Here is a 23,143-nt window from a genome sequence, read left to right on the forward strand (position 1 = left end):
CTGATGGCTACTCAACAAGCTCATATTGCCGTTGGTGATGTTCCTGTGGCAGTCAATGCCAGGGAAGAGGTAACCAAGTTGCACGCTAAAGATGTGCAGCCTCTTCTTGAACTCAAGAACATTACAAAACGATACCCTGGCGTAACAGCGCTTCAAGATATGCAACTAACTGTTATGCCTGGCGAAGTACATATCCTGTTTGGTGAAAATGGGGCCGGCAAATCTACATTAATTTCGACTATTGCAGGGGTACAGCACCCTACTGAGGGGCAAATCCTTTTTAAGGGCGAACCAACCATTCTCAACTCTGTACATGAAGCACGCGATCTTGGTATCAGCGCAGTGTTTCAGGAGTTTTCTTTGGTTCCCCAGCTCACAGTTGCGCAGAATCTTTTCTTAGGCACAGAAGTTCAGAATTATGGAATTCTGGACAAGAAAGAGAATAATCGTAAAGCGAAAGAGATACTTGATCGCCTTGGCTTTGAACTCGAGCCAAACTCAAAAGTAGAGTATCTGGGAAGAGCGCAGCAACAAATGGTTGAAATAGCTAAAGCGTTTCGATCAGACCTTTCGATTTTAATTCTGGATGAACCTACCGCATCTCTTACTGAGAAGGAAACAAATCGACTATTCGAACTGGTAACCCAACTTAGAGAAAAAGGTGTGGGAATTATTTATATCACTCATAGGATGAGTGAGATAAAGAAAATAGGAGACCGTATTACCATTCTTCGTGATGGTAAATACATCACGACTGTAAAAGCTCAGGAAACATCTGAAGATGAACTGCTAACACTTATGACTGGCAGGGTCATTGATAAGGTATTTCCAACGGTCAAATTTAATCCTCAGGACCTTATTCTTGAAGTCGGAAATCTATCTACAACAGATGGAAATCTCAAAGACGTATCCATAGAAGTCAGGGAAGGAGAAATTGTTGGCCTGGCAGGCTTGGTCGGTTCAGGCAAGTCTGAGCTTTTAAGATCTTGCTTTGGTTTACATGATATCTCAGAAGGCTACGTTATCTTCAAGGGAGAGAACGTAACCGGCTTCGGACCAAAGAAAATGCTTGATCGTGGCTTTTTCTATAATCCGCCTGACCGAAAGAACGAGGGCCTGGCAATGATTCGGAGCTGCAGAGAAAACATGACTCTGCCCTCACTTGATAGAAAAGCCTTCTCGGCTGGTCCTTTTTTAAGACGCTATAAAGAATTGGTTTCGGCAAAAGCTTTGGCGACAAAGCTACAGCTTCATCCGATGAATATCGAACGGGAAGTAGAACACTTTTCAGGCGGTAACCAACAAAAAGTTCTTTTGGCTAAATGTCTTACTCGCGACGTCAAACTCTATGTATTTGACGAGCCGACTGTTGGCGTCGACGTAGGTACCAGAACCGAAATATATAAATTCATTGCTGAGTTATGTGAATCAGGCGCAGCAGTTGTACTCATATCTTCAGATCTTCCTGAAGTCATTCATCTCTCTAACCGAGCATACGTTATGTACCGAGGCGAACTGAAAGCTGAATTACAAGGCGATGACATCACTGAACAAAATCTTCTCAAACATTTCTTTGAGCGGGAGGAGCAATAATGAGCACCCTTACAGAAACACAACAAGAATCTAAGACTATTTTATATTGGTTTAAAGTCGCTTTCGTGCGTTTAGGCGTTCTGCCGTTTCTCTTAGTACTAGCAATCGCAATTTTTGCTTTTCTCTCAGATAACTTTTTGACTGGAAGAAACATGATGAATGTTCTCAGACAATCCAGCTATCTGATGTTAGTAGCAATGGGGCAAATGTTTGCTTTGCTTACCGGTGGCTTTGATCTGTCTGTAGGTACGATTGTAGCTATAACCTCAGTTGTCGGTGCAACTGTTATGGCGGGTGTTTATAGCATTTATCCCGAATCAGTCATGCTGGCAATTAGCATCGGCATTATCGCAGGCATTGCTGCAGGCATTGCAATTGGCTTTATCAATGGTCTTGGTGTTTCTGTTTTTAACGTCAACCCTTTTATGATGACTCTGGGTATGTCTTCCGTAGGTTTTGGTATCGCACTATACATGACCGGAGGTACTCCCGTTTACGGTATGCCCGCAGAATTCTCAGACATATTTGGCTTTGGTCAGCTCTTAGGAATTCCCTCTCCTATTTGGGTCTGTTTCTTATCCGTTATCGTACTTACTGTCCTTGCTAACTGGACCAGAAAAGGCCGCTATTTTTATGCTGTCGGTGGCAATTTAAAAGCAGCCCAACTGTCAGGTATCAACACACAGAAAATGCTGATGCTTGCCTATGTAATTAGTGGTGCAGCTGCTGCAGTATGCGGAATTCTTCTTACAGCCCGACTCGATACTGGTGAAGCTAATATCGGTTCAAGCTTTCCTCTGGAATCAATTGCTGCATGCGTCATAGCCGGCGTGAGCCTCAGAGGCGGAGTTGGTCGGATAGAAAACGTAGTTCTGGGCGCTCTGTTCATCGGTCTGATAACTAACGGCATGAATTTAGCCAGAATTGAATCCTACCTTCAGACAGTCGTTATTGGTTTATTACTAATTGTTGCAGTAATTGCCGACCAGGTTCGTTTAAAGGTTATGGCCAATTTACAAGACTAGCACACGCTTTATCGGGAGTTATATATGTCTATAAGTGTAAATATTAATTGTGATATGGGTGAAAGCTTCGGCCTTTACAAAATGGGCGAAGATGAAAAGATCATGCCCTTTATTTCTGAAGCCAACGTAGCCTGCGGTTTTCACGGTTCTGACCCAAATCATATGGCCAAAACACTTAGGCTCGCAAAAGAGCACGGCGTTAAGGTTGGCGCACATTTCTCGCTTCCGGACTTACAAGGATTCGGTAGAAGGGAAATGAAGATAGATAGAGATGAAATGAAAAACATCATTATCTATCAAATAGGCGCTCTCAAAGGCTTTCTTGATGAAGCGGGTATGCAACTTAATCATCTTAAACCACACGGCGCTCTATATGGTATGGCGGCAAAGTATGAAGAAACTGCACATGCAGTGGCTGATGCAGCCCAGATATTCAATGTCCCGGTTTTTGGCCTAAGTGGCACTCTTCATGAGGATATCTTCAAGGCGCGAGGGATAGAGTTTATTCCTGAGTTCTTTGCCGATTTAGATTATGACCGAAACGGAAACTTAATTATTACCCGTGAACATCACGCGGTGTCACCTCAGGATGCTGCTGATAAGTGTTATCGAGCGGTTACTGAAGGGGTTGTTCGAAGCGTAGATGGCATCGATATTGATGTTAATGCCAAAACCATATGTGTGCATTCTGATACACCGAATGCGATCGCAGTTGCAGAAGCAGTTAAGTCTAAGCTAGCTAGCTTCATCAGCTAATTTGGAGGAGTGAAAAATGAAAAAAGTACTTATTGCAAATCGTGGCGAGATAGCTTGTCGTGTAATTAAAAGTTGTAAAAAACTTGGCATCAAAACCGTGGCTGTTTTTTCGACAGCTGATGAAAACGCATTACATGTTGAACTGGCAGACGAGTCTTATCACATTGGTCCTGCGAAAGCGTCTGAAAGCTACCTTCAGGCGGAACGCGTTCTGGATGTATGCTTATCTGCCGGAGTAGACGCTGTACACCCAGGCTACGGCTTTCTTTCTGAAAACTGTGAGTTTGCAACTCTGCTGGAAAAACACAACATTCGCTGGATTGGGCCTTCACCAGATTCTATTCAGGATATGGGCGATAAGGAACGAGCTAGGGCTATTGCAGTTGGTGCAGGTGTTCCTGTATTACCAGGCAGCATCCGTTTTGCCTGCGGTGACACAGATGGAGTTATCGAAGCAGGCCAGGAGGTCGGATACCCGCTTTTAGTCAAGGCCTCAGCTGGTGGTGGTGGTATTGGCATGCGACTGGTAGACGGTCCAGAAAAACTGACCGACACCGTTGAATCAACACAGCAAATGGCCGAACGTTCTTTTGGCGACGGTACCATTTTTATGGAGCGCTATGTTCCTCGCGCACGCCATATTGAGATACAGGTTTTCGGATTTGGTGATGGCAGAGCTATTCATTTATATGAACGTGAATGCTCTATCCAACGTCGTTTCCAAAAAATATTGGAAGAATCGCCAGCACCAGGAATTCCAAATGACGTTAAAGAAAAAATGGCCGCTGCTGCTGTAAATTTAACAAGTCAGCAAAAATACAGTGGCGCTGGCACTGTAGAATTTATTCTTGATGCTGACACGCTCGATTTCTTCTTCTTGGAAATGAACACTCGTATTCAGGTTGAGCACCCTGTAACAGAGATGACTACAGATACTGACCTTGTCTCCATGCAGATTCAGTTAGCCCTTGGTGAAAATTTGTCCCATATAACGCAGGACTCTATTCAACACAGAGGCCATGCAATAGAAGCTCGAATTTACGCTGAAGATCCAGCAAGAATGTTCTTACCAACGCCTGGTGATGTAGAAGTATTTTCAGTACCAGGCGCTGATGAAGATCCCAACATTCGTTTAGATACTGGTATTCGAGCAGGCGACAAAATTACAGCCTATTATGATCCCATGATCGCCAAGCTTATCTGTTTCGGTGATAACCGAGCTGAAGCATCGCAGAAACTGGATCAAACACTTACATCGATGACACTTACTGGCATTGGTAACAATGTCAACTTCTTAAGTAAAACGATCAACCACCAAGAGTTCATCGACATGAAATTATTTACTGGCTTTGTAGATAAATTCAAAGATGAACTTCTGAAATAGCTTAATGAGGTGAAATTATGATTTATAAGGAACCAAAGTTCTTACCCGGTGGTGATCGCTACATCCTTATTGAGTTCGGCAACGAAATGAACCTCGAGCTGAATTTCATGGGACAAGGTCTGGCGGCAGCAATTAAAGAAAATAAAACTAAAGGTATTATTGAGACTGCCCCCTGCTTTGCTTCAACACTAATCCACTATGACCCTGATATTGTCAGCTTTGATTATGTAAAAAATGAAGTTACTGAGCTAATTCAATCTTTAGGACCAAGTGAAGATATTGAACTGGACAGTCGGGTTTTTTACTTTCCGACCGTTTATCTGGACCCGTGGAGTGATGAATGTATCGATGACTACATCGAAAAAATCAATCCCGATAAACAGAGAGACGCAGAACTCTTAGCTGATCTAAACAACCTGGAGAGCCCTGAACACTTCGCACGTGTTCATTCAGCAACTGAATACTGGGTAGCATCATTAGGTTTTTGGCCTGGTTTGCCGTTTATGATGCCATTGGATCCAAGGTGTGCAATGACAGCACCAAAATATAACCCTCCCAGAACCTGGACGCCGAAGGGGACAGTAGGCATGGGAGGTGGATCTACTGCAATTTATCCTGATCACCTTCCTGGCGGCTATCAAATTTTCGGGCGTATCCCTGTTCCCATTTGGGATACAGAAAAACGGTTCCCTCAGTTTGAAGACAGTATTTGTCTTTTTAAGCCGGGTGACCGAGTTAAATTTGTGCCATGTTCAATTGAAGAGTTTGAACATATTGAACGTCAGGTAGACGATGGTAGCTATATTTATAACGTCGTCGAATATCAGAAATTTTCAGTGAAGAACTATAAAAACTGGATCAATTCAATCGACAAAGACGCGCGCTTTTAGGAGGTCACTATGATAGAGGTAATAAAAAAAGGGTTAGAAACCTCCGTACAGGATTATCCGGGGCGACAAGGCTATTGGGATCAGGGATTTCCACCGTCGGGTCCGATGGATAATTGGTCATTCCGTCTGGCAAATCGTTTAGTCGGTAATAGTGAAAATGATGCAGGTCTGGAATGCCAGTACATGGGTCCAACCCTGAAGTTTGAATATGACACTGTAATTGCGATTACAGGTGCGGATATGCAAGCTAAACTTGATGACGGTCCTATTGAAAGATGGACAAATATCAAGGTATGTAAAGGTCAGGTACTACACATGTCATTCGTAAAAGGCAGTGGCGCCCGGGCTTACATCGCTATTGCTGGAGGACTTGCTACCGAACCATGGTTAGGTTCCCGCTCCACTTTTCATAAAGCAGGTGTAGGTGGTATGGAAGGCCATGCCATTCAAGAGGGTCAAAAGCTGCCTGTAAACGCACCCTCTTCTGAGCAAATGGAGCTAGGTAATACTCCAAGAAGAGTTAATCCTGAATGCATGCCCAGGTTCTCTGAAAATAAAACCTGGGAGGTTGAGGTCGTTAAAGGTCCAAATGATGATTGGATTGATGATGAAGGTCATCAGCGGTTCATTGAGTCGAACTGGAAACTATCGGCAAAAAGTGACCGAACAGGATTTCGACTTGATGGGCCAGATTGGACCTTTACTAATAAGGCTTTTGAAAAGTCACTTGAGCACGGTACGGAACCCTCCAATATTATTGACCAGGGCTACCCTATTGGGGCAATCAATCTTGCAGGTCAGACCCCAATCATTCTTATGAATGATGGGCCCAGTATGGGTGGCTTTATAAACCCTTACACCGTGCCTACAGTAGGTTTTTGGAAATTAGGCCAAGCTAAGCCCGGCGACACAATAAGATTTAAAGTTGTTACTGTTCAAGAAGCCCAAGACCTTAGAAAAACAGTTAACGAACTATGTACCGAAAATAGCATTATTTAAGAGGAATTATTTATGAGCGCAAATGTAGAACTTCAAACCTCAGGTAACATGTGGAAGGTTCTTGTAAAAGAAGGTGACACTGTGGCCGAGGGCGACGATCTCTTTATTATGGAAGTAATGAAGATGGAAGTTCCTCACCAGGCACCTATAAGCGGAACGATAACAGAGGTTCATGTTTGTGAAGGCGAAGAAGGCCTGGATGCAGGGATGGTAGCTGTTGTAATAGAGTAAACTTAGTAATCTCCTCTTCGAGCCACCCTTCTTAGGTGGCTCTTTTCCCTTTCTCTTATTGGTGTTTCCATGTGTAATAAATGCAACGATTTCTTTTCGAAAAATAAAATTTGGGCAAGTAAAATCAACGAAAATGACCCCTCATTCTTTGAAAAACTATCAAAGCTACATGATCCTGATTATCTTTGGATAGGCTGTTCTGATAGTCGAGTTCCGGTTAATGAGATGTTTGATGTACTTCCTGGTGAAATATTTGTACATCGTAATATTGCAAACCAGGTTATTGAAAGTGATATGAATTTTCTTTCAGTTTTAGAGTATGCAGTGGACGTATTAAAGGTGAAAAATATAATGGTCGTAGGACACTACGAATGTGGTGGCGTTTCCGCAGCAATTAACAGAAGAAGAGAAACCGTTGTAGACTACTGGGTCCACAATATCGTTGATATTATAGACAACATCGACCGTAATCTAATAGCTAAGTTTAATGATCAAGAATTACACGATTATATATGTGAAATGAATGTTATCCAACAGGTTAAGAACTTAAGTAGAACCACTGTTGTTAAAGATGCTCAAGCAAGAGGTGAAGAATTAAATATTCACGGCTGGATTTATAATGTTAGAAATGGTCTATTAAAGGATATCACTCCATAAAACTACGATTTAACGCCTGATGTATATTTCATACGACAAAAATCAATAAATAATTTTGCTTCGTGAGATAGTGTCTTATTCTTCTTCCAAATCAGGCCTGTATCCATTGTAGGAATACTTTCTACTATAGGCCTTGTTTCAATTCGATCGCCATCAAGCGACCATGGTCGGTAAACCATATCTGATAAAATAGTAACGCCCGCCCCAATTGCTACCATATTTCTGGTAGCTTCGACCGATTCAGTCCGAAATATCACATTTGGCTTAAGGTGGTTTTCATTCCAATAAGATGATGTCGTTTTTTCTGCTTCGTCTATCAGCAATTGAATATAGTCTTCAGATGCAATATCAACTAATGAAACACTTTCTTTTGCGGTTAAAGGGTGATTTGCTGCCAGCCATAAATTTCTCTCTGACTTAAGGAGAGAAATTGTTTCAAGAGGCGCAGAATCCCTCACATTTGAAGTTAAAACAATTCCAATATCAATCTGGTCTCGCTCAATTTTCCTTTCAATTACAACCCTGCTGTGCTCATGAAACTCAACCTCAATATTAGGGTATGCTCGCCTAAATGCTTCAAAAATATTTGATAAAAAATAGCCTGACACTGTCACAGAAGATCCAATTACTACTCTCCCCTCAGTTTCATGAGATGACTGCCTGAAATTGTTCTTAGCTTCAGCTACAGCTGATAATATCTGTTTTGCTGATTGTAAAAAACGGTATCCTTCACAAGTTAATCTAACACCAGATCTGCTTCGCTCTAATAGATCTGCACCTAAAGTACTTTCCAGTTCTTTAATTGCTTCAGTTATCGAAGATGGAGATATACTAACACTTACTGCTGCCTCAGTTATTTTACCAGTTTCAGAAACCGCTACAAAATACCTTAACTGACGTAGTGTAAAAGACATAAAACCACCTCTATTTTTATTAAGTATAATTATAACACAATAAAAAAGCCGAACAGAAAACTGTTCGGCAAAATATTGAAGGTAATACAGGGAGATCAAACCAGAAACTTTAGAAAGCCATTGAAAGACCTACACTAAGCGCATTATTTTCTATCTCTGCACCAGCATGGCTTTCGGCAGTCATTGCGGAGTACTCAGCTGAAACAGTTACACCTGGAATCCATGCATGATAGACACCTGCTGTAGTTTTCTGTTCGCTTTTTATCAGTGTAGTCGTGTCTGCTGCAGCCATATCAACATTTGAAACACCATGATTAATACCAAACTTGGTATCACCAATAGTATGAGTAGCCTGAACAAACCAACCATCAGTATCACGTGCGTTGCCAGCGCTATCAGCAGCGTCAATAAACAAACCGTAATAACCTACACCCTCTGCCTTAAATGCTGAAGCAGCAAGAGAAGTAGCACCAACATTAACGGTTGCCGTCAAGTCTGCTGCGTTAGCCGTATAGTTAGCGCTACCGTTATTAACTGACTGTGTCAGGAATGTTGAAGAAACAAAACCAGCACCATGGTCAAAACGAACTTTACCATGTACACCGGGCTGTTCGGAGCCAGAATCACCGACAAAGCCAGCTCCGCCAAATGACACTAAATCCAACGGCTGGAAGATACCGATTGCACCACTAAGTCCTGAATCTGTTTGATTTGAATAGGTAATTTGAGAAATACGATCAGTAAAGATATAACCGTAACCTGCTCCGCCAAGAGTCGTGTTCAATGGGCTTTTAACCGAAGCAGGGGCACCAACACCGGCAAGTGACATATCCTGAAGAATCACATCAATACCAAAGACACCATAATCACGGCCCGCTTTCAGCGTGCCCATCTCTGCATTACCAATAGTGAAATACGCACGATATGCTTCACCGTCACCGTTACCATTAAAGGCTGCATTATCTGTAGTGCCCGGCTCAATCGCGATATGGGCAGAAACATCGTAACCTTCTTTATTGGTAGAAGCACCAAAATTGAAGCTTGCAGGACTATAACCATTTGAAACTGAAGATGCATTTTCACCGGTACAAAGCAGTGCATTACCTGCAACTGTATTGCCACTCTTGTCGCAATCAACGGAAACAGCATGTGCATTAACATAACCGTTCATTGAGAATTTCCAATCACCTGCCTGAATTTCAAGAGCATTAGCCGCTGGTGCAAACATTGCTGTCACACCTAAACCAACAAAAAACAGCCCCTTGCAAAAATCTGTTTTCATAGTTATTCCTTACATCAAGTTTTCATATTTATTATTAAAAATCCAAATTTCCCCAACCACAGATTGCAGTGAAAAATCGGAGCCCTCAATAAGACACTAAGTAAGAAAATCAGTAAAGATTGATTTATAAAATACAGGATTTGCTTTTTTTGAGCATAAAACTTGATTTGCTTAATCCGATTTTTAAATTCGGAACTTTAAAAAACAACACAACAAAAAATAATATATATTAGCAATCACACTTTGATTATTATTTTAATAACAAATAACTGGTAACATTATAAAAACACAAGAAAAAATATTAAGCATGAGCGCTAATGAGCTAATTAACGCTCTAAGAAATCATAGAATATCAGCATCTGAGCTTTTAGAACTGACCATAAGTCATGCTGAAAGAGTATCTACAGCTAATAATCCCTTTGCAGTCAAGCTATATGACAGAGCCCGAGATGCTGCAAAGAATGCCGACGCACTATTACTCGCTAACTCGTTATCGGAACAAGAGCTTTGCGGCCCTCTGTGTGGACTACCTATAACTATTAAGGACTCTCAATGGCTATCGAGAGCTCCCTGCAGCTACAGATCTGAAACTCAAAAAAACCTAATTCCTGATGAAGCCTGCGCAACAGTAAAATCACTTGAAGAAGCTGGAGCAATAATATTTGCAAAAACTACACACTGTGAATTCAGTTTAACGGGCTTCATGAACCGGCAAGGCTTTATCAGACACCTTATTGCGTTAACATAACCCAACTAGAAGTTTTTAATCGACCAGTATTTCGTAGATAGGCGCTACTTGGTAACCTGTTGTTTTTTTTTAATATTGAAGCTAGAAATGAATCAGATGGTTCATCATACATAGAGAAAACAAGTCATATGACTCAGAGGCTTTTAAGTTCTCATAGGGAAAATCACAGCTCAGATAAGACTTCAGCGCACTTTTTACGAAGCAGATCCCGTAGCATCAGTACTGCAGGTGTCACCTGCTTTCTACTGGGACAGATCAGCCAGATGCCTACAGGTTCTGTCTGGTAATTTTTTAATAACCTGACTACCCTGCCGGACCGCAGGTCATCACTCACATCCAGGACCGACTTATAGGCGATACCTTTGCCTGCGACAGCCCAGCGCCGGGCAATTTCAGCATCATTACTCTCACGATTTCCATGCACTTGTATTCTGTAGCGCTGGTCAGCCTCAAAAAACTCCCAAATATTGTATGCACGACTTCCTATTCGGTACAGCAAGCAGTTATGTTTGCGCAGATCCTCAGGGTGTTCTGGCTCGCCAAACTGTGCAAGATACTCAGGTGATGCAAAAGCTATCCGGTTCACTGTCGCTATTTGAAAAGCGACCATGGATGAATCCTCTGGCTCGCCATAGCGTAACGCCACATCAATTCGGTCCATATAAAAGTCAGATAGGTTGTCTCCGACGCTCAACTGAAGAGACAGATCGGTATGCTCTTCCAGCACTTCATCAAGCCAGGGTAATACTATATTTCGCCCTAAATCAGACGACACTGACAGTCGGATCTCTCCCGCAATTTTCCCCCGCATCGCATTCAGGGACGCCTTGCCCTCTTCAAGTGAGGTTAGGGACTGACGGCAGTACAATAAAAACCGCTCACCTTCTGAGGTAATACGAAGCTGGCGGGTTGAGCGGATAAAAAGCTGAACATCTAACTGCTTTTCCAACCTTTTCAATGCTGCACTGGCCGCCGCAGGCGTTATACCTAACTGTTTGGCTGAGGCCGTAATGCTACCGCTATCAGCTGTTCTGACAAAAAGAGTAAGATCTGAAGTATTCATTATCAAAATATTTTTGAAATTAATTAAATGATTAGCCTGTTTTTAGTCTAGATATTATTGCGCACAATGTCTCCATCAAAACAGTCATACGACAAAGACAGAGGCTCCCCATGAAAGCAATTGGTTATCTCGAATCACTCAATATTGATCACCAGGACTCACTGGTAGATGTAGAACTACCAACACCTAAACCCGCCGGTCGCGACCTGCTGGTAAAGGTCGAAGCTATATCGGTAAACCCGGTTGATACGAAGATCAGAGTCAATGTTCCGGCACAAAACAGCGAATATAAGGTTCTGGGCTGGGATGCGGTTGGTGAGGTCATCGAGGTTGGCGAGCAAGCACAGTTTTACAAGAAGGGTGACAAAGTCTTTTATGCAGGCGACCTCACTCGCCCAGGGACAAATTCAGAATACCACCTGGTTGATGAACGCATTGTTGGCCACAAGCCGCAGTCTTTATCTAATGCTGAAGCTGCCGCGTTGCCACTCACAGCAATTACTGCCTGGGAATTGCTTTTTGACCGTCTGAGACTTCAGCAAGCCAGCTCACAGGATTCAAAGGGTAATGACAGAATATTGGTTATAGGTGCTGCCGGCGGTGTTGGCTCTATCCTCATTCAGCTTGCAGCCCGGCTGACTAATGCGACAGTTATCGGAACGGCATCCCGTCCGGAAAGCCAGCAGTGGGTAAAAGAACTGGGAGCCGATTATGTAATCGATCACAGAAAGCCGTTGAGTGCTGAACTCAAGCGCATCGGTATTGATAGCGTATCCCATGTAGTGTCGTTAAATGCTACTGATCAGCACTTTGACGAGATTGTAGAGTGCCTGGAACCACAAGGTAAGTTGGGACTGATTGACGACCCCCAATCACCTATCGACATTAAAAAGCTGAAACTAAAATCAATCTCACTGCATTGGGAATTTATGTATACCCGTACGATGTTTGATACCCAAGATATTGAGAAGCAGCGCGATCTGCTTAACAGCGTCGCGGATCTTATCGATGCCGGACGCATAAAAACCACGTTAGGCGAGCACTATGGGCTTATCAACGCAGAGAACCTGAAGCGGGCCCACGGCAATCTAGAAAGCGGTAAGGCGATCGGAAAAATCGTTCTGGAAGGTTTCTAACCACCAGCTATATAAATGTCTGGATTATAGAATCAACCTTAGAATACAGAGGTATAACAGCATGGCCACACCACTGACAATTGTTGCTCGGATTGAAGCAAAGCCTGATCAGGTTGAGTTAGTAAAATCCGAACTAACGAAGCTGATCGAGCCAACCCGGAAAGAACAGGGTTGTATTCAATACGACCTGCATCAGGATAACGACCGACCAGAAGTTTTTGTTTTTTACGAGAATTGGGAAACCCGCGCCCTGTGGCAAGCGCACATGGAGAACGATCATCTGAAGGCTTACCTTATGGCGACTGATGGGGCTGTAACCGGTTTCACCCTGAATGAAATGAGCACTGTAGAATAAACCGGGCTGATTTCAATCCCGACCAGGCAGCCAGAGGATATGCTCATGGCTGCCTGACCGATATTGGTGCGATATCCTGCCTGAGAGAGCCATCAGGCCTATTTTAAACGACTTCAGGTTCAGCGGTTAAGAAAGATCCTATGTGCTTCATTGTCCGCTCTACGTAATCTTCCTTCTCACCGACGGGGGCAACGTAATGAATAGCGTTTTGAGCGGCTTTAACCCCTTCAAGGCGAGCGATTACCCAGGCTGAAAGATATGAAGAGGCAAGGCAGCCACCGGCACTGGCGACATTACCATTGGCGTAAAATGGCTGATTCAGCACTTCGATACCAGCCTCCAGCACCCAGGGCCTGGTGGTAAGATCGGTACAAGCGGGAACATCATTGAGCAGTCCTAGCCTGGCCAGTACGAGGGTACCGGAACATTGCGCACCCAGTAGCTGCCGGGATGGATCAAGCTGCAGTCGCGCCATAATTGATTCATCAGCCACAACGTCTCGTGTTTTCATACCGCTACCAATGATGACCGCATCAGCAGAACTTGCCTCTTCAAGAGAAACATGACTTTCAACAAATACACCATTCATCGACTCGATTCGCCTGGCGGGGCTGGCGATCGTTACTCGCCAATCCGGTTTTTTAATTCGATTCAGGATGCCTAGTGCGATAAGAGAGTCGAGTTCGTTGAAGCCATCAAAGGTCAGAATAGAGATATGCATAACGCTGTTTCCTTATTGAATTGTGGTAGCGATAAAGCATTCTATTCTCTAAAATCATGACAATAAAAAAATTGTCATGGATACATTACACATGGCCCGCGCACGATACAAACAACTGGTTGATAATTTCGCTACCGATATCCGGGCAGGACATCTGCCGCCAGGTACTCAATTACCCACTCATCGGCAGCTCGCCGCAGAGCAAGGTATTGCTCTTGTGACAGCATCCAGGGTCTATGCAGAGCTGGAAAGTATGGGGTTGGTTAGCGGCGAAGCGGGCCGTGGAACCTTTGTCAGAGAAACTGCGCTGCCACCGGGTCACGGTATAGACCAGCAAGCGACGGCTGAGGGTATGTTTGATCTCAACTTCAACTCCCCATCCCTGCCTGACCAGACAGAAATATTACGAGACGGCCTGCGACAACTTGCCTCATCGGGTGACCTGGAAGCCCTGTTGCATTACCAGCCTCATGCCGGACGTAAGCATGAGCGAGCCATAGTCGCCCATCACCTCGCAAGCCGGGGACTCTCTATCGATACCGATCAGGTTTTAATTGTCAGTGGGGCACAACATGGTCTGGCCACAACGGTTATGGCACTGCTGCATCCGGGTGATGTAGTAGCAACGGATGCTCTGATCTATCCGGGTTTTAAGGCTGTCGCCGAGGTACACCGACTGGAACTGGCCCCCATACCACTAACAGAAAGTGGGCCTGACCTGGATGCACTGGAGCAGTTGTGTCAAAACCGACGAGTCCGGGCCGTTTATGCCATGCCAACACTGCACAACCCAATGGGTTGGGTTATGGATATAGAGCAACGAAAACGGCTAGTCTCGATTGCCCGTCAGCACGGGTTGCTCATTATCGAGGATGCAGCGTATGCCTTCCATGCTGAAGATCCACCACCCCCGCTGGCCGCGCTCGCTCCAGAGATAACAGTCTATGTGTCAGGGCTTTCCAAGAGTGTCGCTACCGGGCTGCGGGTCGGATATGTCGCCGCGCCTGTGCAATGGGTACCCATGATTGAGCGGACCATAAGGGCAACAACCTGGAATACCCCCGGCCTCATGACGGCGATGGCCTGCAGGTGGATAGAAGATGGCACGGTTACACGTCTGGAATCAGAAAAACGTCAGGATGCAAAGATCAGGCAGTCGATGGCCAGAGAGATACTCAACGGGCTGGAATACGTTAGCCACCCGGCATCGTATTTCATTTGGCTCCCCCTGCCTGAGGAGGTTCGGGCAGACCAGGTGGTGATGGAACTTCTGCGCTTAAATATTTCCGTTTCCACGGCAGAGCCTTTTGCAACGACTGACCATGTACCCCATGCGCTACGTCTGGCGCTTGGATCAGTTGAACTGGACAAGCTTCAAGATGCACTGCAGAAAGTGAGGCAAGTGATCGATGAGTATTCGTATTAAGTAGTACTGACTGCCAAAGATGCCTCAGTCCAAGTGGTGAAGAGTCCATCCCATTTACCGGGGTGGTGTATAACTGGAATGATAAACCTGGGCCAGAATGTCACAAACTTCATATATTGTGGATATGGCAGATCGAATATTGAGATCTATTTCTCGCAATCATTATTTCAATTTATATTGCCTGAAGGCTCTATTATTCTTAGCAATTGTTCACTGACTTCATTACTCAACAACAGTTTCCAACTTAGTCTATCTGAAACAGTCGCTATGCTTTCTACGGCATAAAGCTGACATTGTAAGCAGTCAGCTTTAACTCTGGCGAAGTAGGTATGAATAGAGTAAGCGTCTATACTTTTTGTACTTGCTCGACAGGAGGTCACCCGAAATCATGAATGGCCAGTGAATATTCCTGTCTTTTAAAGAGGTGAACAAGCCATGACACCTGATAAGAAGGACACCCATGCCCATGATGAAGATTTCCTGATGCCGGGAGATAAACGCGACCCGGATTACAAGAACCGTCCAGAGCCGACAGGATCATCAGTAAGCGGGCTTCGGCTGGTCGGGTTGCTTGGGGGACCGATTGCAGCATTTATTATTCTGATTTCATCTGCGCCTGAAGGCATGCCACCCGAAGCATGGCGTTTAGTCGCTATGGCCAGTTGGATGGTCATCTGGTGGTTAACCGAAGCGATACCTATTCCGGCCACCGCACTGCTGCCCATCATCCTCATGCCGTTGCTCAACATCGACACGATCAAACCAGTGGCGGCCAATTATGCCCATCCGCTGATCTACCTGTTCCTCGGTGGTTTTTTGTTAGCCGCAGCTATGCAGCACGTTGGTCTGCACCGGCGTATCGCGTTAAAGATCGTCAGTTGGGTGGGCACCTCTCCGTCGCGGATTATTCTGGGTTTCATGCTGGCCACCGCCTTTCTGTCGATGTGGATCTCCAACACTGCAACCACAATCATGATGTTTGCAGTCGCCCTGTCAGTTATCGATTTCGTCGCCCATCATACCGACGATGACAGGATGGTACGTAACTTCGGCGTCGCGCTGATGCTGTCGATTGCCTACAGCGCTTCAATTGGCGGCGTAGGTACACTGATCGGTACCCCGCCCAACGCCCTGCTCGCCAGTTTCCTGCAAAACACCTATAACATCGAAATCACGTTCTTCAGCTGGATGCAGCTGGGCGTACCAGTAGTCATTATTATGCTGCCGACTACCTGGCTCATTCTGACGCGGTTTCTGTTCCCCTCACACCAGATCGCCATTGGCGATGCTGGAAGCGTAGTCGAGCAAGAGCTGGTTGCTCTGGGATCTATGTCCAGAGGTGAGAAGCTGGTAGCTGTCGTATTCCTTAGCGCGGCACTGGGATGGATCTTCCGTAAGTTCCTGGTAGATTTGACCGGGCTTCCGATCAACGACACGATCATCGCATTGATGGCTGCAATGGTATTGTTCGCGGTACCAATATCCCGTTCAAAAGGCGAGTTTGCCCTGGACTGGGAGGCCGCACGCAATGTTCCCTGGGGGGTGCTGTTGCTATTTGGTGGTGGATTGGCGCTGGCCAGCGGATTCAAAGGCACAGGACTGGCTGAATGGATCGGTAACTCCGTAGGCGGCGTAGAGATCAGCACCCTGGCTCTGGTTTTGCTGGTTACCGTGGCGATAGTCTACCTGACAGAAATCACTTCAAACACCGCCTCCACAGCAACCTTCCTTCCCATATTGGCTGCTGTGGCTGTTGGTCTCGGGCTAGACCCTGTAGTCCTCTGCGTACCGGTAGCGCTGGGTGCATCTATGGCATTTATGATGCCGGTGGCCACACCGCCTAATGCGATCGTCTTCTCATACGAGAGAATGGAATTGCGTGATATGGTACGCGCTGGTTTCTTGCTTAACCTTCTGGCTATTGCCGTCGCTTTCGGAATGTTTACTATGCTCGCAGACCTGGTCTTCAACATCGACCTCTGACCTTCTGATCAGGTCCGGTATAGCGTTGCTACGCCAGAGAGCCTTCAATTCAGATGCAGGCTTTGAGCTATTGATAACAACTGATTAAGTTGGAAAACGATACAACCAAAAAGGCCCTTCGAATTCGAAGGGCCTTTTTGGTTAGGCAATTGTCAGTCTACAGATGACTGCCCGGATCACTGCGATCAGCTTTCTTGCTTCACTCTCTACTGGAGCAAGAATAGAAAAAACAGCACAGCACCTTTATCCGCAACATGGATTCTTGTATCCCACCCCTGCTGCATACGACCTAAGTACTTAATTCACTGAAAGGGGAGCATACTTTGGTATCTCAGCTCTTCATCTTTCCCTACGACTGCTCTTAATATGGAATTTAAACGAGGAGGATAACCATGAGTTTACTATCAACACTGAAGTCATTATTTGCTCCCCTGCCGGAGGGCTCTATCCGCTATAAAGGCTTTACGATTGCTGCAACTCCCGAGGAAGATAGCGGTCTGTACCGGATCAGCGGGGTCATCAGCAAGAAAGACCAGCACCATAGCTTTACCCTGGTAGACCAGGTGTTGGTCAGGGATAATTGCGTGCAGTTGACTCAGCAGAAAGCAAAACTATTCATCGATCGGAAAGGCCAGAATATTTTTGTCTGAAGGAATGCATCACTTTTAGCTGAAGTACGCCGAAGTGGGATGATGACCTTTAACCGCAACAAATAAAAAGGCCCTTCGAATTCGAAGGGCCTTTTTATGTTACAAAACAAAGTCTCTGCTCTAGAAATCAGCTACCCGACAACTCCCGTTTCAGCGCATCCTTGTTCACCTGGTTTTTATCACTCTGCACTAAAGGCAGGGATCGCTTGTAAATAACCCGGCTCGGGATCATATATGACGCCAGGTGCTTCTTAAGCTCAAACAGGATCTCTTCTACAGAGATCTCGCTTGGCGCTGAGTAGACCATCACGATCTCTTCTTCGATCTGTTCATTCTCTAAACCGAACACCGCACACTGTTCAATTTGCGGGATATTTCTTGCCACGACCGACTCGATTTCGTAAGGAGAAACCCTGAAGCCTCTGGTCTTGATCATGTCATCGTGTCTGGAAACGAAGTAGAGGTAGCCCTCTTCATCTTTATAGACATAATCGCCCGTAGCGACCACGATTTCATCGGTTAGCTGCCCTTCCAGGTTAATCACATCTTTCAGGATCTGTACGGATTTGAAACGCAGTTCGTTCTGCTCAGGCGCATTCCAGAAGCCCCGGTAGATATACCCACCCCGGTGGATCAGCTCGCCCACTTCACGTACGCCACACTCCTTGCCCTCTTCATTGATGACATAGAGTTCGACATCAGGGATAGCCTTACCAATGGAGTCCGGTCTGATCTGTACCTGTGAAGGATCCAGATAAGTTGAGCGGAACGCTTCCGTCAGGCCATGCATGGAATAGAAGTCAGCTTTCTGGAACGTCTTCTTGCAGTCTTTGATCATTTTAGCGGTGACATTACCACCCGAGGAGGTAATGGTTTTGACACTGTCGAACAGCTCAGCACTCGGGATCCGGTGCATGCCATCCTCAAACATCTGCGAGATGTTGACCGGCATCAGTGGTAGAACCGTTACCTTATCGTTGATCAGATGGTTGAAGAAATCTTCCGGCAGGATAAACCGGTGCAGCGCCAGCGTTGCTTTTTTATACAAGGTACAGAAGATCTGATTCAGGCCGTAATCCAGGTTAAAGATCAGCAGCCCCGAAATAACATCATCCTGTTCCAGCTTCAGATACTGAGAAACAACACGGGCAGAATCGATCAGATTCCGGTGCGAAATGACAATGCCTTTTGGCGTACCTGTCATACCAAACGAGTAGGTAATTACCGCGTTGTCATGGCCGTTGATATCGCAGACATAAGGCTTGTTGTAGTACTTATAGATCTCTTCAAATGAGGCTATCTCTTTTGCCGTTGTCTCATAGGAAAGGATATGGCCGTCAAAATTGATCTCTTCAATACTTTCGAGCTTGAGCTTATCGGTGATGATACATTTGATATCACAATCATTGATAATGTACTCAACCTGCTCAGGCTTGAGCATCTTGGTCAGCGGTACCAGCACATAGTCTGTGGACAAAATAGCCAGTACAGCGACAACCTGTTCAATACCTTTGTTCGAGTAGATACCGATGCGGGTATCTTTTGGCAGACCTAACTCATTCAGGTAGAAAGCCACCTGATTCACTTTGGCATACAGTTCTTCATAACTGATGCTTTTTTCATTGAACACCAGCGCGGTTTTATCGCTGTGAGTCTGAACAGCCCCTTCAAGAAGCGCTCTGATACAGTTAATTGACATTATTCTTTTCCTTTTGCACCCAGGGTCCAGATATCGTAGTTGGTATCCAGAACAACCACCGGCTTATGGTCTGAGGTAAGAATTTTCTTATAGAAAAACGACACTATATCCTCTATCTCTTCGGTCGTGAGTACCTTGGTGATACCCCCTGTCAGAACAATGGAGTTAATAGCGAGCAACTTCAGATTGATATAGGCTTTCCTGTAGTGCGAAATTTTGCACAAGACCAGGAATATAGCCAGCTGCATCAACACTTTAGTAGCCTTTTCACTTTGCTCGGTAAAGATATTCTCAGTCACTTTAAGGTGCATTAGCAGCTCATAGACGAATTCGTTATTCTGCGCCGCAAAAATAAGTGACTGCTTTGACTTATACACACCCAGTTTTTTGAACACCAGTCTGTCGTACTCGTTTTCAGTCACCAGATTGTCATCAACCAGGTCTTTCGAATAGTGAATATCGGTTGTCGCACCGCCAATATCGAGCAGGATAAAAGGATTTACCACTGAGAAGCTGGCATCGATCAGTGGCAGCGTCTTATTCACGATGTATGGCGTTGAATAGATCTGATTAGCGGTAATATCATAGAGATGCTTAATATCTTCCTTACCTTCGATGTCTTGCTGGTAAAGATTGGTCAGATAATCTTTCAGTGAATCCTCTACGATATGCAGCTTATTATCGATGATATTTGGCAATACAACGACATTTTCAATATTCTCTTTGATGACCGGAGCGTCCTGCTCACTGCCGACAAAGACAACATTTGAATACTTCAGCTGCCCCAGATAGTTATACAAACTATCAGAGAAGATACCGGCACATGAATCGATACCGCCGACAATGATAACGACATCAATCAGATCACTTGGCAGCGAATATTCCTCTATATTTTGATAGAGAATGGTATCAATGATGTTGATACCAGAATTGAAAGCGATGTTGGTCGCATATTTTAACGAAAACGACTTGGTAGTGCCGATAATCAGTGTACTTAAACCACCATTTGCCGACGAACAGATATGCACATCGTCTTTGTTAAAACGATCGATGGTGCTACCGCATCTATGCTGCAGATCATCAAGAATATCTTTGTTGAAATCCCGAAAATGCTGCTCAATGCTATCCGGCGTGCTGACTTTGAAATAGGTACTGCCAACATCAATAAGCAGCTTGTCGTTATCCTGGCTCATTGCATAATTCCTATATCATGAACAATATCGTTAACGATACTGGTGGTATCTTTGGTCAGATCGCACTGTGCTTTTTCATACTCATAACAGCGGTCCGGGATAGGTACATTACCCCGTTTGATGATTCTGATATTTTTCTTCGCATCGCGGATCGTAATCATCTCGTTGTGATTAATGATATGCGGTGAGAAAGGTACATCGATAATGCCGTTCTTAATCGAGTTAAAGACTTTACGCCACAGAGTATCGGCAGGATCGTTAAATACCGCCTCCATGATCGCCTTAACTTCCAGCGTCAGGATCTCTTCTTCCTCTTCATCAACAATCGTTGGCAGCCCGTTTAATATACGCAAAGTGTACTGGGTATTTGCCACGGTTTTGGCGTTAGCTTCTTTGGTTGGAATACCCGCCGCTTCTTCCCGGGTCTTAGTGATGATCTTGTCAGCGCCAACCATTGATGCGATTACCGTAGACATATTGATCAGCTGCTCAGCGTAATCTTTATTCATAGGGAAAGCGCCCATCCACTGATGATAGACCAGGTGAATCGCTGCATCAGCGCAATTAATCTGCTCAGCATAGTACTTGGCCATTTTCTTAATAACGGCCCCCATGACGATATCCTGATTCATTGAGCCCGTTTGGGAGAATGAAACAGAGAAGGACTTAACCCCCTCTTCCAGCGAGAGCAACATCTCCAGCAACTGAATAACGATGGTGATAGCCGGAGGCACCAAAGTTGCCGTCAGCGGACCAAATGATTCCCGGTTGATCGGCTCATTCAATTCGGAGTAGTTGGCACAAACCCGCTCAACATACTTCCAGTACAAAAATGCTTTATCTAACGGGAAGTTCTTTGAATAAGGTAAAAGGTAGGTAATCGGGCCGCCTTCTATCTCAAAAATTCCTGAAGCGATCGCTGTCTCAATCAATAGCCTGGCATCGGGGGTACCGTGGCGTAAACTCACCGGCTTATTAAAGTGCGTGATCATCTTACGGGTGGTGCGATAACCATGGTTTACCAAAGGGTAACCGTTAAGCATATCGACATCATTTTCTTCGCTCAGGCGCAGCATTTTTCTGGCGGTAGCGTAATCATTGAGACGGGTATTTGAATCGATAGTTAAGGGCAGGACATCAACATTGGCCTCAACAAAAAATTCATTCAGGGCGAACTGCTTTTTATAGGTTGGAAAGCCGCCCCTTGGCTGAACAAGCATCTTGTCCTTGTTTTTAAAACGATGAGATATAAACAGATCTTTGCTGGCGTTTTTAACAAATTCTGTAACTTCGGCAAAATCGAAGGTATCTACATATTCATTGCTGAGAATGATCTCTCTTTCTTCTTGCAGCAAACTCATTATTTATTTCTCTTCTCTATAAACTCTTCTAACGAGTCCAGCCCGGTATTCAGGTCAACCTGGTGGCATACCAGATCAAAACCGTAGTTTTTGTACTTAGGTACGATCTCTTCAGCATTACCGCTACCGACGACTAAATTGCCGCCGATCATCATAATAAGATTGTCTAAGTTCTTATACTTTGCTTTAAGTGGCTTAACTTCACGGCTCCAGCCCTCTGCTTCACCGTTTAACGATGAGATCAGTAAAACGTCGGCGCCGGTTTCAACTACCGCATCAAAGAACTCTTCCAAGTAGGTATTTACCCCCAGGTTAAACACTTCAAAGCCTCTGGCCCGCAGAGAAAGATCAATGAGTCGATTAGCAACAACGTGGATATCGTTGCCAACTACGCCTGTAACTACCTTCATATCGTCTTATGCCTGACATTTTAAAACGGCAATGATAGCAAATGTTTATGCAAAAAACGGCCCTGCGATGGTAGAATTGTGCGTCAAAAATGGGAACAGGAAGATTTTATGTCGTTTTTTACAGCAGACATCTGTGATGAGTACAGTGAAAAGGTATCTGTGCTGGGCGCAGGCTACAAAAACTATGGTGGTTCGGACAAATGCCAGGGCCGGATAGTCACAGTAAAACTGGATAAAAATAACTCTGATCTCATTAAACTGCTGCGCGACGAAGACGGTACAGGCAAGGTTGTCGTTGTTGATGTCGATGCAGAATACTATGCCGTGGTCGGTGAAAATCTGATGAAGTTCGCACAGCAGAATAACTATGCCGGCATTATCGTCAATGGTTACATCAGAGACACCTTTCAGATAAAAGATATCCCCGTCGTTCTGTACGCACTCGGCACCTGTCCGCGTAAATATATCCCTGTCACACAGGGTGAAACAGATGTGCCGTTATCCTTTGATGGTATCGAATTTAATAACGGCGACTATCTGTATGCCGATACAGATGGTGTAATCGTTACTGCAGAAAAGATCGTCTGATTTTTCTCCAGGCATAAAAAACGCGGCTATATGCCGCGTTTTTTTTGTAGGAGCGTAACCGGTAGGTTGGAGTAAGCCT

The 23,143-nt window shown here is 44.8% G+C and carries 23 protein-coding genes; 15 read left to right on the forward strand and 8 right to left on the reverse strand.

Translation table 11 applies throughout. The features are described from left to right. Window positions 1-3 precede the first annotated feature (3 nt). The 8 genes from ACQUQM_RS14000 to ACQUQM_RS14035 all read left to right on the forward strand — a co-directional run bounded on the left by ACQUQM_RS14000 (window position 4) and on the right by ACQUQM_RS14035 (window position 7,535). Window positions 4-1,593, forward strand: a complete 1,590-nt coding sequence (locus ACQUQM_RS14000; RefSeq protein ID WP_432470513.1) for a sugar ABC transporter ATP-binding protein — start codon at window positions 4-6, stop codon at window positions 1,591-1,593. Beyond that, on the forward strand, window positions 1,593-2,618 hold the full coding sequence (locus ACQUQM_RS14005) for an ABC transporter permease (RefSeq protein WP_432470514.1): 1,026 nt from the start codon (window positions 1,593-1,595) through the stop codon (window positions 2,616-2,618). Before ACQUQM_RS14000 ends, ACQUQM_RS14005 begins: the two co-directional genes overlap by 1 nt. Before the next feature lie 24 nt (window positions 2,619-2,642). Further along, on the forward strand, window positions 2,643-3,374 hold the full coding sequence (locus tag ACQUQM_RS14010) for a LamB/YcsF family protein (RefSeq protein WP_432470515.1): 732 nt from the start codon (window positions 2,643-2,645) through the stop codon (window positions 3,372-3,374). A gap of 16 nt (window positions 3,375-3,390) precedes the next feature. Further along, a complete protein-coding gene (locus tag ACQUQM_RS14015; protein ID WP_432470516.1) occupies window positions 3,391-4,758 on the forward strand; it encodes an acetyl-CoA carboxylase biotin carboxylase subunit in 1,368 nt (455 codons plus the stop codon). Window positions 4,759-4,775: 17 nt separating this feature from the next. Further along, complete coding sequence (locus tag ACQUQM_RS14020; RefSeq protein WP_432470517.1) at window positions 4,776-5,648, forward strand: 5-oxoprolinase subunit B family protein; 873 nt, start codon at window positions 4,776-4,778, stop codon at window positions 5,646-5,648. A 9-nt stretch (window positions 5,649-5,657) separates the two neighbouring features. Further along, window positions 5,658-6,647 (forward strand): biotin-dependent carboxyltransferase family protein, encoded by a 990-nt coding sequence (locus tag ACQUQM_RS14025; RefSeq protein ID WP_432470518.1) that lies wholly within the window; start codon window positions 5,658-5,660, stop codon window positions 6,645-6,647. Window positions 6,648-6,659: 12 nt separating this feature from the next. Further along, window positions 6,660-6,878, forward strand: coding sequence for a biotin/lipoyl-containing protein (locus ACQUQM_RS14030; RefSeq protein ID WP_432470519.1), 219 nt, complete (start codon window positions 6,660-6,662; stop codon window positions 6,876-6,878). Window positions 6,879-6,947: 69 nt separating this feature from the next. Beyond that, entirely contained in the window at window positions 6,948-7,535 is a 588-nt protein-coding gene (locus ACQUQM_RS14035; RefSeq protein ID WP_432470520.1) for a carbonic anhydrase, read from the forward strand. A 2-nt stretch (window positions 7,536-7,537) separates the two neighbouring features. Here ACQUQM_RS14035 and ACQUQM_RS14040 read toward each other — a convergent pair whose 3' ends face one another. Continuing rightward, entirely contained in the window at window positions 7,538-8,449 is a 912-nt protein-coding gene (locus tag ACQUQM_RS14040) for a LysR family transcriptional regulator (protein WP_432470521.1), read from the reverse strand. Window positions 8,450-8,558: 109 nt separating this feature from the next. Then, a complete protein-coding gene (locus ACQUQM_RS14045; RefSeq protein WP_432470522.1) occupies window positions 8,559-9,731 on the reverse strand; it encodes a hypothetical protein in 1,173 nt (390 codons plus the stop codon). A 307-nt stretch (window positions 9,732-10,038) separates the two neighbouring features. Between ACQUQM_RS14045 and ACQUQM_RS14050 the strand changes: the two genes are divergently transcribed. After that, window positions 10,039-10,479 carry an amidase family protein gene (locus ACQUQM_RS14050; protein WP_432470523.1) on the forward strand — a complete coding sequence of 147 codons (441 nt, stop codon included), beginning with the start codon at window positions 10,039-10,041 and terminating at the stop codon, window positions 10,477-10,479. A 163-nt stretch (window positions 10,480-10,642) separates the two neighbouring features. Here the strand turns inward: ACQUQM_RS14050 and ACQUQM_RS14055 are convergent, their stop codons facing one another. Next, entirely contained in the window at window positions 10,643-11,542 is a 900-nt protein-coding gene (locus tag ACQUQM_RS14055) for a LysR family transcriptional regulator (protein WP_432470524.1), read from the reverse strand. A 110-nt stretch (window positions 11,543-11,652) separates the two neighbouring features. On the opposite strand from ACQUQM_RS14055, the gene ACQUQM_RS14060 reads away from it, so the two are divergent. Together ACQUQM_RS14060 and ACQUQM_RS14065 are read left to right on the forward strand one after the other, a co-directional pair. Beyond that, complete coding sequence (locus ACQUQM_RS14060) at window positions 11,653-12,678, forward strand: zinc-binding alcohol dehydrogenase family protein (protein WP_432470525.1); 1,026 nt, start codon at window positions 11,653-11,655, stop codon at window positions 12,676-12,678. 61 nt (window positions 12,679-12,739) lie between these two features. Beyond that, complete coding sequence (locus tag ACQUQM_RS14065) at window positions 12,740-13,033, forward strand: putative quinol monooxygenase (RefSeq protein WP_432470526.1); 294 nt, start codon at window positions 12,740-12,742, stop codon at window positions 13,031-13,033. A gap of 103 nt (window positions 13,034-13,136) precedes the next feature. Here the strand turns inward: ACQUQM_RS14065 and ACQUQM_RS14070 are convergent, their stop codons facing one another. Beyond that, window positions 13,137-13,754, reverse strand: coding sequence for a DJ-1/PfpI family protein (locus tag ACQUQM_RS14070; protein WP_432470527.1), 618 nt, complete (start codon window positions 13,752-13,754; stop codon window positions 13,137-13,139). Between the two features lie 76 nt (window positions 13,755-13,830). Between ACQUQM_RS14070 and ACQUQM_RS14075 the strand changes: the two genes are divergently transcribed. From ACQUQM_RS14075 to ACQUQM_RS14085, 3 genes are all read left to right on the forward strand, one after another. After that, complete coding sequence (locus ACQUQM_RS14075; protein ID WP_432470528.1) at window positions 13,831-15,180, forward strand: PLP-dependent aminotransferase family protein; 1,350 nt, start codon at window positions 13,831-13,833, stop codon at window positions 15,178-15,180. A gap of 435 nt (window positions 15,181-15,615) precedes the next feature. After that, window positions 15,616-17,163 carry an SLC13 family permease gene (locus tag ACQUQM_RS14080; RefSeq protein WP_432470529.1) on the forward strand — a complete coding sequence of 516 codons (1,548 nt, stop codon included), beginning with the start codon at window positions 15,616-15,618 and terminating at the stop codon, window positions 17,161-17,163. A gap of 392 nt (window positions 17,164-17,555) precedes the next feature. Further along, complete coding sequence (locus tag ACQUQM_RS14085; protein WP_432470530.1) at window positions 17,556-17,813, forward strand: HlyU family transcriptional regulator; 258 nt, start codon at window positions 17,556-17,558, stop codon at window positions 17,811-17,813. A gap of 127 nt (window positions 17,814-17,940) precedes the next feature. On the opposite strand, the gene ACQUQM_RS14090 is transcribed toward ACQUQM_RS14085, so the two are convergent. Genes ACQUQM_RS14090 through glmS form a run of 4 tightly spaced genes read right to left on the reverse strand, consistent with a single transcriptional unit; the run spans window position 17,941 to window position 22,476 of the window. Continuing rightward, window positions 17,941-19,512 carry an AMP-binding protein gene (locus ACQUQM_RS14090; protein WP_432470531.1) on the reverse strand — a complete coding sequence of 524 codons (1,572 nt, stop codon included), beginning with the start codon at window positions 19,510-19,512 and terminating at the stop codon, window positions 17,941-17,943. Beyond that, a complete protein-coding gene (locus ACQUQM_RS14095) occupies window positions 19,512-20,705 on the reverse strand; it encodes a glutamate mutase L (RefSeq protein WP_432470532.1) in 1,194 nt (397 codons plus the stop codon). The genes ACQUQM_RS14090 and ACQUQM_RS14095 overlap by 1 nt, the downstream gene beginning before the upstream one ends. Then, the gene (locus ACQUQM_RS14100; protein ID WP_432470533.1) at window positions 20,702-22,066 is read right to left on the reverse strand and encodes a methylaspartate mutase; all 1,365 of its coding nucleotides are present in this window, start codon (window positions 22,064-22,066) and stop codon (window positions 20,702-20,704) included. Before ACQUQM_RS14100 ends, ACQUQM_RS14095 begins: the two co-directional genes overlap by 4 nt. Beyond that, the gene (gene glmS, locus ACQUQM_RS14105) at window positions 22,066-22,476 is read right to left on the reverse strand and encodes a methylaspartate mutase subunit S (protein WP_432470534.1); all 411 of its coding nucleotides are present in this window, start codon (window positions 22,474-22,476) and stop codon (window positions 22,066-22,068) included. The genes ACQUQM_RS14100 and glmS overlap by 1 nt, the downstream gene beginning before the upstream one ends. A gap of 108 nt (window positions 22,477-22,584) precedes the next feature. Between glmS and rraA the strand changes: the two genes are divergently transcribed. After that, complete coding sequence (rraA, locus tag ACQUQM_RS14110) at window positions 22,585-23,064, forward strand: ribonuclease E activity regulator RraA (RefSeq protein WP_432470535.1); 480 nt, start codon at window positions 22,585-22,587, stop codon at window positions 23,062-23,064. Window positions 23,065-23,143 lie beyond the last annotated feature (79 nt).

This window comes from Amphritea sp. HPY, from assembly GCF_050870985.1.
Taxonomy (GTDB): domain Bacteria; phylum Pseudomonadota; class Gammaproteobacteria; order Pseudomonadales; family Balneatricaceae; genus Amphritea.